Annotated in this window: 13 protein-coding genes; 10 read left to right on the forward strand and 3 right to left on the reverse strand. The window is 47.0% G+C overall.

Features of this window, described 5'->3' with window-relative positions; all coding sequences use genetic code 11:
- Positions 1 to 106: 106 nt before the first annotated feature.
- Positions 107 to 643: a hypothetical protein gene (locus AC1DYT_RS06175; RefSeq protein ID WP_477468764.1), complete on the forward strand. Its 537-nt coding sequence runs from the start codon at positions 107 to 109 to the stop codon at positions 641 to 643.
- A 268-nt stretch (positions 644 to 911) separates the two neighbouring features.
- On the opposite strand, the gene AC1DYT_RS06180 is transcribed toward AC1DYT_RS06175, so the two are convergent.
- A complete protein-coding gene (locus AC1DYT_RS06180) occupies positions 912 to 2105 on the reverse strand; it encodes a pyridoxal phosphate-dependent aminotransferase (RefSeq protein WP_477468765.1) in 1194 nt (397 codons plus the stop codon).
- 429 nt (positions 2106 to 2534) lie between these two features.
- Here AC1DYT_RS06180 and AC1DYT_RS06185 point away from each other — a divergent pair, with 429 nt between their 5' ends.
- From AC1DYT_RS06185 to AC1DYT_RS06200, 4 genes are all read left to right on the forward strand, one after another.
- A complete protein-coding gene (locus AC1DYT_RS06185; RefSeq protein ID WP_477468766.1) occupies positions 2535 to 3383 on the forward strand; it encodes a hypothetical protein in 849 nt (282 codons plus the stop codon).
- 63 nt (positions 3384 to 3446) lie between these two features.
- A complete protein-coding gene (recR, locus tag AC1DYT_RS06190; RefSeq protein WP_477468767.1) occupies positions 3447 to 4061 on the forward strand; it encodes a recombination mediator RecR in 615 nt (204 codons plus the stop codon).
- Between the two features lie 6 nt (positions 4062 to 4067).
- Positions 4068 to 4904: a glycosyltransferase family 2 protein gene (locus tag AC1DYT_RS06195; RefSeq protein WP_477468768.1), complete on the forward strand. Its 837-nt coding sequence runs from the start codon at positions 4068 to 4070 to the stop codon at positions 4902 to 4904.
- Positions 4888 to 5703, forward strand: a complete 816-nt coding sequence (locus AC1DYT_RS06200; RefSeq protein WP_477468769.1) for an SDR family oxidoreductase — start codon at positions 4888 to 4890, stop codon at positions 5701 to 5703. Before AC1DYT_RS06195 ends, AC1DYT_RS06200 begins: the two co-directional genes overlap by 17 nt.
- Before the next feature lie 128 nt (positions 5704 to 5831).
- Here AC1DYT_RS06200 and AC1DYT_RS06205 read toward each other — a convergent pair whose 3' ends face one another.
- Positions 5832 to 6119: a hypothetical protein gene (locus tag AC1DYT_RS06205; protein ID WP_477468770.1), complete on the reverse strand. Its 288-nt coding sequence runs from the start codon at positions 6117 to 6119 to the stop codon at positions 5832 to 5834.
- 189 nt (positions 6120 to 6308) lie between these two features.
- Positions 6309 to 7259 carry an ion channel gene (locus AC1DYT_RS06210; RefSeq protein ID WP_477468771.1) on the reverse strand — a complete coding sequence of 317 codons (951 nt, stop codon included), beginning with the start codon at positions 7257 to 7259 and terminating at the stop codon, positions 6309 to 6311.
- Positions 7260 to 7559: 300 nt separating this feature from the next.
- On the opposite strand from AC1DYT_RS06210, the gene trpD reads away from it, so the two are divergent.
- The 5 genes from trpD to AC1DYT_RS06235 all read left to right on the forward strand — a co-directional run bounded on the left by trpD (position 7560) and on the right by AC1DYT_RS06235 (position 15516).
- Positions 7560 to 8549 carry an anthranilate phosphoribosyltransferase gene (gene trpD / locus AC1DYT_RS06215; protein WP_477468772.1) on the forward strand — a complete coding sequence of 330 codons (990 nt, stop codon included), beginning with the start codon at positions 7560 to 7562 and terminating at the stop codon, positions 8547 to 8549.
- 1 nt (position 8550) lies between these two features.
- Positions 8551 to 9171 carry a phosphoribosylanthranilate isomerase gene (locus tag AC1DYT_RS06220; protein WP_477468773.1) on the forward strand — a complete coding sequence of 207 codons (621 nt, stop codon included), beginning with the start codon at positions 8551 to 8553 and terminating at the stop codon, positions 9169 to 9171.
- A gap of 5 nt (positions 9172 to 9176) precedes the next feature.
- Positions 9177 to 10358 carry a tryptophan synthase subunit beta gene (trpB, locus tag AC1DYT_RS06225; protein WP_477468774.1) on the forward strand — a complete coding sequence of 394 codons (1182 nt, stop codon included), beginning with the start codon at positions 9177 to 9179 and terminating at the stop codon, positions 10356 to 10358.
- A 226-nt stretch (positions 10359 to 10584) separates the two neighbouring features.
- Entirely contained in the window at positions 10585 to 13011 is a 2427-nt protein-coding gene (locus tag AC1DYT_RS06230) for an ABC transporter permease (RefSeq protein WP_477468775.1), read from the forward strand.
- Positions 13012 to 13119: 108 nt separating this feature from the next.
- Positions 13120 to 15516, forward strand: a complete 2397-nt coding sequence (locus AC1DYT_RS06235; protein WP_477468776.1) for an ABC transporter permease — start codon at positions 13120 to 13122, stop codon at positions 15514 to 15516.
- Positions 15517 to 15606: the final 90 nt, after the last annotated feature.

A 15606-nucleotide genomic window follows, 5' to 3' on the forward strand; every position in this document is an offset into this window, starting at 1 on the left:
TCCCTTTTGATTGGCATTAACGCAATGTTAAGTTTGGCATCGTGGCAAAGTATTTGTAAAGGGGGAGGTAACACAATTTAAGATTGTATTACTAAAAAACACAACGATGAAAAAAATGACAACCTTAGTAGCCGCCGCATTTACAGTAGCTGCTATATTTTTAGGAACAAACGCTAATGCACAAACCTCTACATCATCTCCGGATTCAAAAGGATGGCGCTTTGGTATAGGTGTTGAGGCATTAGCACCAGTAGGAGACCTGCACGATTTCTCGAGCTTTGGCTTGGGCGGTACTGCACGTTTACAGTATGATATCAAAAGCAGTTTATCATTTACCCTTACATCCGGTTACTATAACTTCTTCGCTAAGGATCAGGCCGGTGTAACCAACCTACCAGACCAAGGTATAGTGCCCGTTAAATTAGGCGTCAAAGCATTTTTTGCACCAAAATGGTACGTAGGTGCTGAGGCCGGTGCAGGTTTCGAAACCAAATATGCTAAAGATACCAAACTTATCCTTGCTCCGGGTATAGGCTTCGCAGGCGATTCGGGCTGGGACATAGGTTTGCGTTACGAGCATTTCTCTGGCCAGGGTAACGGCTATGGTACAGCCGGCTTACGTGTAGCTTACGCATTTTTGTAAAAAGCAACGTACTTAAATAGAAAACGCCCCGTTGGCCAATTGGCCAACGGGGCGTTTTTTTATGCCCCTTCGTCTTTGCGAGGAGCGGCGCGCCGGAATAGTGCAATGGGGCGACGCGGACAACCGACCGAAGGGAGCTCATTAATTCCTTTCAAAAACAAAAAACACATTAATAATCCTCGGTAAGCAGAGCCGCTGTGCAAGTCCGCTCTGCCTGCCGAGGGTTGCCACGCTATCGCTCGCAATGACGATGGGGAGGGAATCCTGCTTACGCCAATTTCCCCAACGCTTCCTTAATCCTTCTCACGGCCTCAATCAGTTTATCTTCCGCGGCAGCGTAAGATATACGTATCGATTTTTTATCGCCGAAGGAGTCGCCGCCTACGGTGGCCACGTGTGCTTCTTCCAGCAGGTAAATGCTCAGCGAATCAGAATCGGTAATGGTTTTGCCATTGTAGCTTTTGCCGAAGAACGAAGTTACATTCGGGAAAAAGTAGAATGCGCCTTCGGGCAGGTTAACCGTAATACCCGGTATCTCTTTTAATAATTCGTACACGATGTCACGGCGTTTCTGGAACTGCTCGCGCATGGCGTGCACGGTTTCCAGTCCGCCGGTATAAGCAGCAACGCCCGCTTTCTGGGTGATAGAGCAGGTGCCCGAGGTAATCTGCCCCTGTAGTTTATCGCAGGCGGCAGCAATCTCGCTATTGCTTGCGGTGTAGCCAATGCGCCAGCCCGTCATGGCGAAAGCCTTGCTCCAGCCGTTCACAATGATTACGCGGTCTTTGATATAATCGAATTGGGCGATAGATTCGTGCCCGCCGATGAAGTTGATGTGCTCGTAGATCTCATCGCTAAGGATGTAGATATCCGGGTGTTTTTCAAAAACTTTGGCCAGGCTTTCCAGTTCGGCTTTGCCGTAAACGCTTCCGGTAGGGTTACATGGCGACGAGAACATAAACAGCTTCGTTTTCGGCGTAATGGCCGCTTCCAATTGCTCCGCAGTAATCTTGAAGTTGTTTTCAACCGTGGTATCTATGAAAACGCTCACGCCTTCGGCCAGTTTCACAATTTCGGAGTACGATACCCAGTAAGGTGTAGGGATAATCACCTCTTCGCCGGGGTTCACCAGCGAAAGCACGGCATTGGCAAGCGCCTGTTTGGCACCGGTTGATACTACTATTTGGTTATCGGTAAAATCGAGGTTGTTTTCGTTCTTCAGTTTGGCAACTACGGCCTTGCGCAGGTCGGGGTAACCGGCTACAGGGGTGTAGTAGGTAAAATTCTTGTCCATAGCTGTTTTAGCAGCTTCCTTAATATGCTCGGGGGTGTGAAAATCAGGCTCGCCGAAGCTGAGGCTGATCACATCAACGCCTTTGGCCGCCAGTTCGCGACCCATTTTTGCCATTTTAATGGTCTGGGATTCCGACAGGTTGTTTATCCTGTTACTTAATGCGCTCATATAAATTGTGTTATTGCGGCAAATATAGAAAAATCTATTGCTGGTAATGTCGCCTTTTCGAAACTCATCTGACATTGTATTAAGTTGAGTTTTTTATCACGCAAAGTCGCCAAGGCCGCAAAGTGATGCGTTTAAGATTCTTTGCGGCTTCGCGACTTTGCGCGAAACTAATTTCTGCTTACATCGATTGAAGATTTAAAAAGCAAAGACAGTAGCACTTAGGTTAGGTTCGGCCCCGCTTTCCCTCCAAGCCGCCGATAGAGGCTGGCTTTCCGTACAATCGGGTTTAAGTGGGTAGGTCTGTGCTCGACTTCAATATGCTTCCATACAATTCGTCATTCTGTCCGAAGGAGTCCCACGGACAGAATGACGGGATAAGTTAACCGGCTTATCAAACAATTAACTACATTGCTTCAAAATAATACACCAATGCGCCGCCGTATAAATATTGCCCTAATCCTAATCCTTATCCTGACCATTTCGGCATGCGCACAAAAGCCCGCAGATAAAGCATCCTCGACACCAAGCCCCAAACCAACCGCCCCAAAACTCAAAAATATCACTTACGCCAATGGCTCAACCAAAGTAATCCACGTATTCGTAGCCCTTTGCGATAACAAATACCAGGGCATAGTGCCCGTACCGAAAGCCATAGGCAACGGGCAGGACCCCGAAACCAACCTGTATTGGGGATGCGATAACGGCGTGCGCACTTACTTCAAAAAAAGCAAGGAATGGCAGCTGCTTAAAAAGGTGAAAATGAAAGGGATGATTATGGAGCGGCTAGTGTTCAAGCACCGCAGTAAGGATACCTATCTGGTTGCCGATGCCTGGGATGGCCGGTCCATCGAAAAGACTACTGAAGATTTCTTGTATAGCTGCGCCGGGCAATTGAAAGATACCATCCATTATAATAAGCGGGTAATAGGCATTGGCGGCAATGCGCAATTGCTGGCCTATATAGGGCACGATGGCTTGATGGATTTCGGCATGGCGGATAAATTTCACAATACCGACGGCCAAACGCGCGATTGCATCATTTTGGCCTGTATCAGTAAAAGCTATTTTAAAGGCTACATAAGCACCGCAAAAGCCAACCCGCTGATTTGGACAACCGGCCTCATGTGCCCCGAAGCATACACCCTGCACGATGCCATCACCGGCTACCTGAATAACGAACCCACACAAAAGATAAGGAGCAGGGCAGTAGCGGCCTATGTAAAGTACCAGAAATGCAGCGTTAATGCCGCATCGAACTTGCTGGTATCGGGGTTTTGATAGCTCCATGCCGCCATTACCCATGAACCATCATCTATGAACTAAAATCCTTAAATTCGCCCAATGAATTTTTCATCAAAGCTGCTGGAAGATGCCGTTGCCGAATTTGCCAAATTGCCGGGCGTGGGCCAAAAAACCGCCTTGCGCCTGGTGCTGCACCTGCTTGGCCGCGAAAAAGAGGAGGTGGCCCGCTTTAGCACAGCGGTAAATCGTTTGCGCAACGAAATACAGTTCTGCGGCACCTGCCATAATATATCTGATAGTGCCATTTGCGAAATATGTTCTTCCAAAAAACGCGACCATTCCCTGGTTTGCGTGGTAGAGGACACCCGCGATGTAATGGCCATAGAGAACACCAATCAGTACAATGGCGTGTACCATGTGCTAGGCGGCCTTATTTCGCCTATGGACGGTGTTGGTCCGTCTGATTTACAGGTAGATACGCTTGTAGAAAGGTTGAAAGACGGTGAGGTTAAAGAAATCATATTTGCCCTTAGCGCAACCATGGAGGGCGATACCACTATATTTTACCTGCACAAGCGCTTAAAACAATTCGATATAAATATCTCAACCATTGCCCGTGGCATAGCTTTTGGTGGTGAATTGGAGTACGTTGACGAGATTACGTTAGGAAGGTCTATCGTAACCAGGGTTCCGTACCAAAATTCATTATCCTGATAGCTTATGAAACTCTCTGTTATTGTAGTTAATTACAATATGTGCGCCTTGTTGAAAGCGTCGCTAGGCTCTTTAGTGAAATCTTGTAAACATATTGATTATGAGATGATTGTGATTGACGATGCTTCTGAAGACCGCTCGGTAAAGATGCTACAAAGCGAGTTCCCCAAAGCTGATATCATCGTGAACGCGAAGCATTTAGGTACTGCCAAAAGCCGTAACCTTGGGCTGACGCAAGCTAAAGGAGAGTATGTTTTACTGGTCAGTGCGGATACAATTACCGCCAGCAATGCGCTGGAAGGCACCCTCTCTTTTATGGATAACCACGAACATGCAGGCGGCGTAGGCATCAGGATGCTTACCCCACAGGGGCGTTTCCTGCATATATCCCGCAGGGGTTTCAACCGGGCCTGGGAGGCTTTTTTTAAGCTTACGGGGTTAGCGCGACATTTCACCAAATCGAGGTTGTATAAAAACGGCAAAGATAATTGGGTGGATGAGTTCGAAACCGCCGAGGTTGACGTAATAAACGGCGCGTTCATGCTGCTGCGCCGAGACGTGGTAAATGAAATAGGCGGGCTGGACGAACGCCTGAGCATGTTCGGCCACGATATCGACCTGTCGTACCGCATCAGGCTCGCCGGCTATAAAAATTACTATTACCCCAAAAGCTATATCCTCAATTTCCGTAAACAACAAAGCGCCAAATTTACCTGGGACTACATCAGGCATTTTTATGGTGCTATGATTATATTCGCCGCCAAATACCTGTTCCGTATGCCCGAGATAAAAATACCGGAAGTACCGCAGCTGTTTGCCCCGAACTATGAACTGGAAAAATAAGGTAGTCATCATCACCGGTGCTTCATCAGGCATCGGTAAATCCCTCGCTATAGAACTTGCCAGCCGCGGCGCCAACCTGGTGCTGGGCGCGCGCCATTTCGTAAACCTCTGCACCATTGCCCAAAATATCGAAAGCCATCAAAAGGTACGCGCCGTTGCCGTGCAATGCGATGTGACGGTGGAACAGGATTGCGCAATGCTGGTAAAACAGGCCATGCTCACTTTCGGCAGGGTAGATGTACTCGTCAATAATGCGGGCATCAGCATGCGGGCGCTCTTCAAAGATGTTGACCTAAAGGTGCTCAAAAGCCTGATGGACGTAAACTTTTGGGGCACCGTATATTGCACCAAATACGCCTTGCCCGAGATTACCAAAACCCAGGGGAGCATCGTTGCTGTATCTTCAATAGCAGGCTATAAGGGCCTGCCGGGCCGCGCAGGTTACTCGGCCAGCAAATATGCCATGAATGGTTTTATGGATGCCCTGCGGGTAGAAAATCTTAAAACCGGCGTTCACATTATGGTGGCCTGCCCTGGCTTCACGGCTTCGAATATCCGCAATACGGCCCTTGATAAAAGCGGTACCGAGCAAGGCGAAAGCACGCTGGAAGAAAATAAGATGATGACCTCCGAAGCCGTCGCTAAAATCATCGCTGGTGGCATCGAAAACCGCAGCCGCACGCTCATCATGACCACCCAGGGCAAACTCACCGTATTCCTCAGTAAATTCTTCCCGGCGTTTTTAGACACACAGGTTTATAAAGTGTTTTCTAAGGAAAGGAATGCCTTGCTTCATTGAGTCATTAGTTCATTGGTAGGAGTTGGCCTGTAATTCCGTTTCTCCTCCACCCATGTCATCCCGAACGAGCCGAGCAGGCCTGTGCGCAGGAGCGAGGAGGGAACTTATGCGGGATGCGGATCACCGCCTCACAGCGTATAATCAAAAAGAGCCCCGTCGTTTACAAAAACCTGTACGTGATAAAATTTATCCGCAGATAGCTTGTATTCAAAAAACACGGTGATTTGATTTTTTCCATATTCTATAAAGAAAAAATTCTCCAATCCTTCTGACGCGTTGGTATCCACTGTTATCTTTAAGGTTGCTCCTGATTTCAGGTCCTCATAATAAAAACCTGGTTCTAACACCACAAAAAGCAGTTCATCGGTAGTGTTGGTGAGCCTCAAATTGAGCTTCCTTACTGGATCTGTTTCCATTTTTTAAATCTAAGTTTTGTCATCCCGAACGAGCGGCGCTGGAATGTGTGCAGGGGCGAGGTGGGAACTTGTTGGTTGTGCAAGGTCGCAACTTTGCATGATTGCTTTGCATATCCAACAAGATTTCTCACTCGTACCTCGTTTCGAAATGACAAATTGGTTAAAGACCCACTCGCAAATACCAATGACTCAATGACCCAATGACTCAATGAAAATACTCACTTTACTCATATCCAGCACAATCCTCCCATCTTCATCCCTTTCAAACATCGGCACGAATTTGGCATCCCAAACCATATCGGCGTAGGTGTAAGAAGTTCGCGAATGCACGGTTTGCGAAAAGGTATCGTCGAAGGCTTTGAGCAGCACCGAGAATGATGCCTGGGTGCGTTCCAGTTCTTCGGCGGTGATATCGGCGAGGGGGCTGTTGTCGTCAAGCGGGTGTACTATCGTCCAGTTGAGGGTGAGGATGCTCACCTTAGAGCGTTCCAGTTCCAGCGGGAAAAAACGGCGGGTTGCTTTGCCATCTACGATTTCGTTGTAGGAGAAAACCACCTCCACCTCTAAATCGATAAGCACGTTCTTGCGCAGGTTCGACATACGAAACATCAGGCCTTTGCCATCGCCCCGGTAAGGGCTCACCAATAGATTTTCGCTATAAACAATTTTGGCCGAGGGTTTGGAGAAACGCCCGTAAAGCAAGCCCGTAGCCAATGCGAAGGCTAACAAGCCAATCATCGATTCGATGGCCGCTACGCTGTTGGCCACCACGCCGTGCGGACTGAGATGCCCGTAACCCACCGTACTAATGGTTTGCGCGGAAAAGAAAAAGGCATCCAAAAAATGGCCCAACCCGTTGGTGCCGGTAGAGCCGTCGAGGCTATCCATGCCTATCAGGGTATAAATACTGGCGAAGAACAGGTTAGCGAGCAGATAACCGCTCAGTATGATTAGCCAGAATTTGCCCCAACTCATTTTGATGAGGGTGTGGTAATTATCGGCGGTATTGAAAGGGGAGAGGCCTTTGCGCCGCACGTTTACCGAGCCATCTTTATTAATGAGCGGCTGGCTTTTGATTACCGGCTGGGGGCCGAAGCCAAGGTCGTTCTCTGGGTTTACTTTCTGCTCTTTTATCGCCATATTAATTCGGGTGCTGGGCTATGCTCGTAAAATTATCATTCTGCTTGCTTTTAGTGAAAAGTATTTCCATATTTGCCATACAAAAGAAAATGAAAGCATTGAACAACAATTGGTGGTGGCTTAACGAAAATTCGTAAGGCAGCCTCATTTTTTGTTTTTTACAGATATACAGAAGGGTTGCCGCAAGGTAGCCCTTTTTTTATGCCAAGCCCCCCGGCCCCCTGAAGGGGGAGTAGGATATAAAATTTATAAATCAAAAGCTCCCCCTTCAGGGGGTTGGGGGGCTTGAGTTAGCGCATCATGAAACAGATACTTAACCATCTATTCGAACACAAAACATTCAGCCGCGAGCAATCGAAAGAAATTTTGAAGAACATCGCCCTGGGTAAATACAACAACTCGCAAATGGCCGCGTTCATGACGGCCTATTGCATGCGCAGCATTACCGTGAACGAGCTCGAAGGCTTCCGCGATGCCATGCTGGAGCTTTGCCTGCCTATAGACCTGCAGGCGGGCGAACTGATAGACCTTTGCGGCACCGGCGGCGATGGCAAGGATACCTTTAATATCTCTACGCTGGCATCCTTCGTAGTAGCAGGAGCCGGCTATAAGGTGGCTAAGCATGGTAATTACGGCGTATCCTCGGGCTGCGGCTCGTCCAATGTAATGGAGCACCTGGGTTACGTGTTTACCAACGATGTGGATAAGCTGAAAAGCAGTATCGATAAGGCCAATATTTGTTTCCTGCATGCGCCGCTGTTCCACCCGGCTATGAAAACCGTTGCGCCTATCCGCAGGGAACTGGGCGTTAAAACGTTCTTCAATATGCTTGGCCCCATGGTAAATCCTGCAAAGCCGGGCAACCAACTGGTAGGGGTGTTTAACCTGGAGTTGGCGCGGGTGTATGCCTACCTGTACCAAAAGTCGGGTATCAAATACACCATATTGAATGCATTGGATGGTTACGACGAGATATCGCTCACCTGCGATTTCAAGACCTTTTCTGCCGAAGGCGAAAAGATAAACACTATTGAGAGCCTGGGTTTTGAGAAATTGCAGGAGAGCCAGATTACCGGAGGCCACACCGTGGCCGATTCGGCAGATATATTCATGAAAGTGCTGAACGATGAAGCCACCAAAGCGCAAACCAGCGTGGTGCTCAGCAATGCGGCCATGGCCATTAAAACCATGTCGCCCGGCAAAAGCTTCGCCGATAGTTTTTACGAGGCCGAGCAATCGTTGGTAAGCAAAAAAGCGTTGCAAAGTTTCAAGAACCTGATTGCCAACTAAGATGAGAGTAAAAGTTTGCGGCTTAAAGTACCCCGAAAATATAAATGCCGTGGCGGCGTTATCGCCGGACTTTATGGGTTTTATATGCTACAGCCGCTCGCCCAGGTTCATAGGCGAGCTGGATGAGGATATCTTAACCCTGCTGCCCGACCATATCCTTAAAACGGGCGTGTTCGTAAACGCATCTATCGAGCGGGTGAACAAAACCATCAATAAGTACGATTTTGAGGCGGTGCAACTACATGGGGTAGAAAGCCCTGAGTATTGCGCCATGCTGCGCAGCAAAGTCATCGTAATAAAAGCCTTCGGTGTAGACGAGCAATTCGATTTCGGCAGGTTGGAGGCTTATGCGAACAAGGTGGATTTTTTCCTGTTCGATACCAAAACGCCGGCGCATGGTGGCTCGGGCCTGAGTTTCGACTGGGCCATACTGAACCAATACACGGGCGACACCCCCTTCTTTCTATCGGGCGGCTTAGGCCTCGATAACCTGCACGAAGTGGCCAACATTAAGCACCCGATGCTGCAAGGGGTAGATTTGAACAGTAAGTTCGAATCGGCACCGGCGATAAAGGACATAGATAAACTAAAAAAGGCATTCAATACCATAAAAAATATTTAAGAGCGATGAAATACGGCGTAAACGAACAGGGCTACTATGGCGATTTTGGCGGGGCCTACATACCAGAAATGCTATACCCCAACGTAGAAGAACTGCGACAGGAATACGTAAAAGTAATGGAAGACCCCGGTTTTAAGGCCGAGTTCGATCAGTTGCTGCGCGATTACGTGGGCCGTCCTTCGCCCTTGTACCACGCCAAACGGTATTCGGAAAAATATGGGGCGAACATCTTTTTCAAACGGGAGGACCTGAACCACACCGGTTCGCACAAGATAAATAACGCCATCGGGCAGATATTGCTGGCCGAACGTTTAGGCAAAAAACGCATTATAGCCGAAACCGGCGCGGGGCAGCATGGTGTGGCCACTGCAACTGTTTGCGCTTTAAAAGGCATCGAATGCGTGGTGTATATGGGCGAGATAGATATGGCACGGCAGGCACCCAACGTATCGCGCATGAAGATGCTGGGCGCTAAGGTAGTGCCGGCAACATCGGGCAGTAAAACGCTTAAAGATGCCACAAACGAGGCCCTGCGCGATTGGATAGGTAACCCGGTTGATACGCATTACATCATCGGCTCGGTAGTTGGGCCTTACCCATATCCGGATATGGTGGCCAAATTCCAGTCTATCATCTCCCTCGAAGCAAGAAAACAATTATTAGAGCAAACCGGCAGCGAGTTGCCGCAATACGTAATGGCCTGCGTTGGCGGCGGCAGCAACGCCATGGGCATGTTCTACCATTTTTTGGATGATGAAAACGTAAAGCTGGTAGCCGTAGAAGCAGCGGGCAAAGGCGTGGATAGCGGGCATTCCGCAGCCACCACTTTCCTGGGCAAAGAGGGCGTACTGCACGGTAGCCGCACCATACTGATGCAAACCGCAGATGGGCAGGTAGAGGAGCCGTACTCTATTTCGGCGGGTTTAGATTATCCCGGCATCGGTCCACAGCACGCGCACCTGTATAAGATAAACCGCGCGAAATACGTAAGCATCACCGATGATGAAGCCCTGCAAGCCGGCCTGCTTTGCTCGCAGATGGAAGGCATCATCCCCGCTATAGAAACCGCGCACGCACTGGCCTACCTGGAGAAAATGACCTTCGAGAAAGGCGACAACGTAGTTATCTGCCTATCGGGCAGGGGCGATAAGGATTTGGATACATATATTAAATACTTTGGGTATTAAGGGAGGGGTTGATTAAGTGAATGGTGAGTGGTTGCGCAGTGGCAGAAATGCAAAGAACCACTCACCGCTCTCTATTTACCACTCACCAACTCACTGTATCATAACCGAACACTAACTGTCACGCTTACGGACAATTCTTATAACCCCGATTGTTTGCAAGATGTTTATAATCAATTGTTTAAGTAATTGGTATAGCTTTTAACTTTATAAGGCCAAAATCGGCCTTATGTTAAAAAATTACTTCAAAATAGCCTGGCGCAATATCCGTCGCCATAAAGGTTACTCTATCATAAATATTTCGGGCTTAAGCGTGGGTATTGCAGCTTGCCTGCTCATATTCGTTATTCTGCAGTTCGAGCTTAGCTTCAACACCAGCTTTACTAATTACAAAAGCCTTTATCATGTGGTAACACAGCAAATGGGCGAGGATGGTACCACCTATAATCCGGGCGTATCTGTTCCTGCCCTCGATGCTTTGCGCAACGATTTCCCGCAGGTAAAATTTGCTGCGTTGAACTCCAGCTATGGCAGCCAGTTAACTGTACCGGGGAACGATCCTACCAACGCCGCCAATGATAAAAAGTTTACCGAGCCTATTGGCGTATTCTTTATGGAGCCGCAGTTCTTCGATATTTTTCAATTGGACTGGATGGCCGGCGATAAAAGCGTTTTAAAGCAGCCAAATATGGTAGTGATTGACAAAAGCACCGCTACCAAATACTTTGGCGACTGGAAACAAGCTGTTGGCAAAACGCTGAAAATGGATAACGTTTTAACGCTGAAAGTAGCCGGTATAATAGCAGATGCGCCGGAAAACAGCGATTTTCCGCTAAAGATAATGGTATCTTACATTACCTGGAAAGACCATCCGAAAGACTATAATTACAGCAACGAATGGGGCTCGTTAAGCAGCAATCACCAAATATTTGCCCAACTACCGGGAAATATGACGGCAGCAAATATGGATAAGCAACTCATAGGCTTTACCGCAAAGTACAGCGAGGATAAAACTAAAGTAACCCGCGCGCATTTTTTACAGCCTTTGGATAATATGCATTTTGATACCCGTTTTGGCAACACCATTGGCGACCATAGCACCAGTATGGCAACCTTGCGTATACTTGGGCTTATTGCCATACTTATCATTGTAATGGCATCCATTAACTTTATAAACCTGTCTACCGCGCAATCGGTAAGTCGTTCAAAAGAAGTTGGTATCCGCAAGGTGTTGGGCAGCACCCGTCAGCAACTGATCTTCCAGGTAATAGGGGAGACTACACTTATCGTAATATTTTCAGTTTTAATTGCTATCGCCATAGGCAAGCTCGCGTTACCATACCTTAAAAACATTGCCAGCGTGCCTGATGACATCGGTTTATTTAACATGGGCACCGTGTTGTTCCTGTTGTTAACCACACTGGCGGTTATCGTGTTATCGGGTATATATCCTGCGCTTATCGTATCAGGCTTTAAACCTATACTGGCTATTAAAAATAAAATCACGGCAGCTTCGGTTGGTGGCATCCCTTTACGCAGGGCCCTGGTAGTTGGCCAGTTTGTTATTGCGCAGTTCCTCATCATCGGTACGCTGATAGCTGTTAAGCAAATGAATTATGTTAACGATGCCGACCTGGGGTTCAATAAAAGCGCTGTATTGATATTGCCCGGCTATACCGATAGCATCAGCCTGGGCAAAATACAAACCTTTAAACAGCAACTGCTGCAAAACCCGCAGGTAAAATCGGTAAGCTTTGCTTCGGATCCACCGTCGTCAGAAAATAATTGGGGATCTAATTTCTATTACAACAACGATAACAAGGGCGCCACGTTTGCTACTTTCCTGAAATATGGTGATGCCGATTACTTTAAAACTTTCGGCTTTAAATTTGTGGCCGGTAAAGGTTACGACCCTGCCGATACCGTTCGCCAGGTGGTAGTGAACGAAACGCTGATACACAAACTGGGCGTAAAAAGGGCTGAAGATGCTATTGGCAAAACGCTGAAAACAGGCGGCATGAGATCATGGGCCACTATTACCGGCGTGGTGAAAGATTTCAAAACTAACTCCATGCGTGATGCTGTTAAGCCGATAACTATTGCGCCACTCAAGCAATTCGAATCATTGGCTGCTGTGAAAATAGAAACCAGGAACCTTTCTAAAACAACGGCCGATATCAAAGCCCTATGGGAGAAAACCTATCCCGAGTATGCCTATACCGGCTACTTCCTTGATGAGAATATTGCGAAATTTTACGAGCAGGAAAACAAGCTGGCATTGGTGTATAAGATCTTCGCCGGCATCGCTATTTTTATTTCCTGCCTTGGTTTATACGGCTTAGTATCGTACATGGCAGTGCAACGCACCAAAGAAGTAGGTGTGCGTAAGGTGTTAGGCGCATCGGTTGCCAACATCGTGTTTATGTTCTCCAAAGAATTCTTATTACTGATAGGTGTCGCTTTTGTAATTGCTGTGCCTGTGTCCTGGTACATGATGTCGGAGTGGCTGCAAAATTTTGCATATCGAATACCCATTACACCCGGCGTGTTCGTACTTGCCATTATAGGTTCCATTACCATAGCCTGGCTAACTGTTGCCTACAAAGCCGTAAAAGCCGCACTGGTAAACCCGGTGAAGAGTTTGAAGAGTGAATAAGGGTTCATGGTTGATAGTTCATGGTTCATAGGAAAAGAAAAATCTGCCATGAACCATCAACTAACGGCCATCTACCATGAACTATGAACCATCAACTATGAACTAATTATGATAAAGAACTATTTTAAAATCGCCTGGCGTAATTTGTGGAAGAACAAAATTTCGTCGATAATAAATATGGTGGGGCTTTCCGTTGGGATGGCTGCCTGTATTGTTATCCTGTTATTTGTTTCGTACGAGAAGAGCTTTGATAGCTTTCACGGCGAAAACATTGTGAGGTTAAACGAAGTGCAAAAATTCCCGGGGATGGCGGCATCGCAAAAAGTGGCTTTATCTATGTACCCGATGGCACCTGCCCTAAAGGCGGAGTTTCCGGAGGTGAAAGATTATACCCGGGTAAAGTGGGATGCGAAATATCAGCTTACTTACAACGAACAAAGGGTTTTTGTGCCACAGGCCTTCGCGGTCGATTCATCGTTTTTTAACATCTTTAAATTTGAAGTAGTTAAGGGCAATGCAATTGATGCGATCACAAAGCCAAACAGCATTGCTATTACACAGCAAACCGCCGAAAAACTTTTTGGTAAGGAAGATCCGATAGGGAAAATAATAAATCATTACGGGGGCGATACGGTGAAATTTACGGTAACAGCCGTTATGGCAAATATCCCCCAAAACTCTCAGCTACAATTTGATGCTTTGTACTCCTTAGCCGGCATCCATCAAAAGTGGATGGATAACTGGGGTGGCAATTGGCTAAATACCTATCTTAAAGTAACTCCCGGTACAAATTTAAGTGCGTTTGAGGCTAAGATGCCCGCCTTTCTGAAGAAACATATGAACGGCGATAACTGGAAATATTACGAATTGTTTTATTTGCCGCTAAAAGATGTGCACGCCGGTTCTGCAGATATTGGGCTAGATTACTTAAACTTTCAGAAGTTCGACCAGAAATCAACCAATATGTTTGCAATCATTGCCATCATTGTGTTGATCATCGCCTGCGTTAATTTCATGAACCTTTCTACCGCGCGCTCTGCCGATAGGGCTAAAGAGGTAGGTATTCGCAAATCCATCGGAGCCAACCGGCCTCAGCTGGCTTTACAGTTTTTGGGCGAAACTATTTTGTTGTCGTTACTGGCATTGCTGTTGGCCATCGCCTTGGTAGCGCTGGCGTTGCCTTATGTAAATAACCTAAGCCTGCGTAATATCTCGCTGCCTGTATTTAGTAAACCGCTATTCCTGCCTCTGATTATATTAAGTACTATAGGCGTAGGCATACTATCAGGCGCCTACCCGGCGTTGTTCCTGTCTTCTTTTCAGCCGGTGAAGGTGTTAAAGGGCTCGGTAGAAATAGGTAAAAATAAAGGGACGCTGCGCAATATATTGGTTGTTGCGCAATTTACCAGTGCGGTTTTCCTGATGATCGCCACGGTATTTGTAGTGAAGCAGTTGCAATTTATGCAGGGAAAAGATCCTGGTTTTACCCGTGAGCAAATGGTAACTATTCCGCTTGATAGGATTTCCGGCCAAAAGTACCAGCTATTTAAACAACAGCTATCAAACAGTACACTCGTAGCAGGCGTTACCGCCTCTCAGGATCAGTTGGGGAGTCATCTGGACCAGTCGGGGGTTAACTTTAAGTATAACGATTCGCCGGTAAGGGAAATGGCCGCAACACAGCTTATAGTAGATAATGATTACTTAAAAGTGTACGGCATTAAAATGGCAGAAGGGAAGAATTTCTCTTCGGAAAAATCTGCTAACGGCCGGGAGTATATTATTAACGAAGCCATGGCGAATGAACTTTTAAAAGATCACCCTAAGGCTACACAGGCTTCGTTAATAGGCCAGCGGTTCGGTTACGATTCATTGGGCGTTATCACGGGTATATGTAAAAACTTTAATTTTAACTCCCTGCATTTTAAAGTTGAAAATTTATTTATTGTAAACCAGGATCAGTGGGGATTCCGGACTGTTTCTGTAAAAATAAAACCGGGCAAGTCAAAGGAAGCAGTGGCGTTTATAACAAATACCTGGAAGGAAATAAATCCCGATCACCCTTTTGAGTACCAGTTCCTCGACGATCATTTCGCGGAAGTTTACCGCGCCGACAACCAGGTAAGCAAAATTGTGGGAATCCTCGCCGGCTTAGCTATCCTGATCTCGTGCCTTGGTTTATTCGGCCTTGCATCCTTCTCAGCAGAAAAACGGGTTAAAGAGATAGGCGTGCGCAAAGTGTTGGGCGCATCGGTACAAAACATAGTGCTGCTGTTATCAACGCACTTTATAAAATTGGTATTGATATCAAACCTCATTGCCTGGCCGCTTGCGTGGTACGCTATGAATCTGTGGCTCAAAGATTTTGCCTATCACATCAGCATATCCTCAGGCACGTTTGTTTTCGTGGCGATTTTATCGGTGTTCATCGCCCTGTTAACCATCAGTTTCCAATCGGTAAAAGCAGCGATAGCTAATCCGGTGAAGAGTTTGAAGAGCGAATAAAGGATTTGTCATTGAGTCATTAGGTCATTGAGTCATTTGGACTAGTGGCCAATAAACAAATGACTCAATGACAACGAAGTGAATGACCCA

It is taken from the genome of Mucilaginibacter sp. P1_D10 (assembly GCF_056406215.1).

Excerpts from the sequence above, each read along its gene's own strand:
- AC1DYT_RS06175 (WP_477468764.1), top strand. The coding sequence starts at position 107 with ATGAAAAAAATGACAACCTTAGTAGCCGCCGCATTTACAGTAGCTGCT.
- AC1DYT_RS06180 (WP_477468765.1), bottom strand. The coding sequence starts at position 2,105 with ATGAGCGCATTAAGTAACAGGATAAACAACCTGTCGGAATCCCAGACC.
- AC1DYT_RS06185 (WP_477468766.1), top strand. The coding sequence starts at position 2,535 with ATGCGCCGCCGTATAAATATTGCCCTAATCCTAATCCTTATCCTGACC.
- recR (WP_477468767.1), top strand. The coding sequence starts at position 3,447 with ATGAATTTTTCATCAAAGCTGCTGGAAGATGCCGTTGCCGAATTTGCC.
- AC1DYT_RS06195 (WP_477468768.1), top strand. The coding sequence starts at position 4,068 with ATGAAACTCTCTGTTATTGTAGTTAATTACAATATGTGCGCCTTGTTG.
- AC1DYT_RS06200 (WP_477468769.1), top strand. The coding sequence starts at position 4,888 with ATGAACTGGAAAAATAAGGTAGTCATCATCACCGGTGCTTCATCAGGC.
- AC1DYT_RS06205 (WP_477468770.1), bottom strand. The coding sequence starts at position 6,119 with ATGGAAACAGATCCAGTAAGGAAGCTCAATTTGAGGCTCACCAACACT.
- AC1DYT_RS06210 (WP_477468771.1), bottom strand. The coding sequence starts at position 7,259 with ATGGCGATAAAAGAGCAGAAAGTAAACCCAGAGAACGACCTTGGCTTC.
- trpD (WP_477468772.1), top strand. The coding sequence starts at position 7,560 with ATGAAACAGATACTTAACCATCTATTCGAACACAAAACATTCAGCCGC.
- AC1DYT_RS06220 (WP_477468773.1), top strand. The coding sequence starts at position 8,551 with ATGAGAGTAAAAGTTTGCGGCTTAAAGTACCCCGAAAATATAAATGCC.
- trpB (WP_477468774.1), top strand. The coding sequence starts at position 9,177 with ATGAAATACGGCGTAAACGAACAGGGCTACTATGGCGATTTTGGCGGG.
- AC1DYT_RS06230 (WP_477468775.1), top strand. The coding sequence starts at position 10,585 with ATGTTAAAAAATTACTTCAAAATAGCCTGGCGCAATATCCGTCGCCAT.
- AC1DYT_RS06235 (WP_477468776.1), top strand. The coding sequence starts at position 13,120 with ATGATAAAGAACTATTTTAAAATCGCCTGGCGTAATTTGTGGAAGAAC.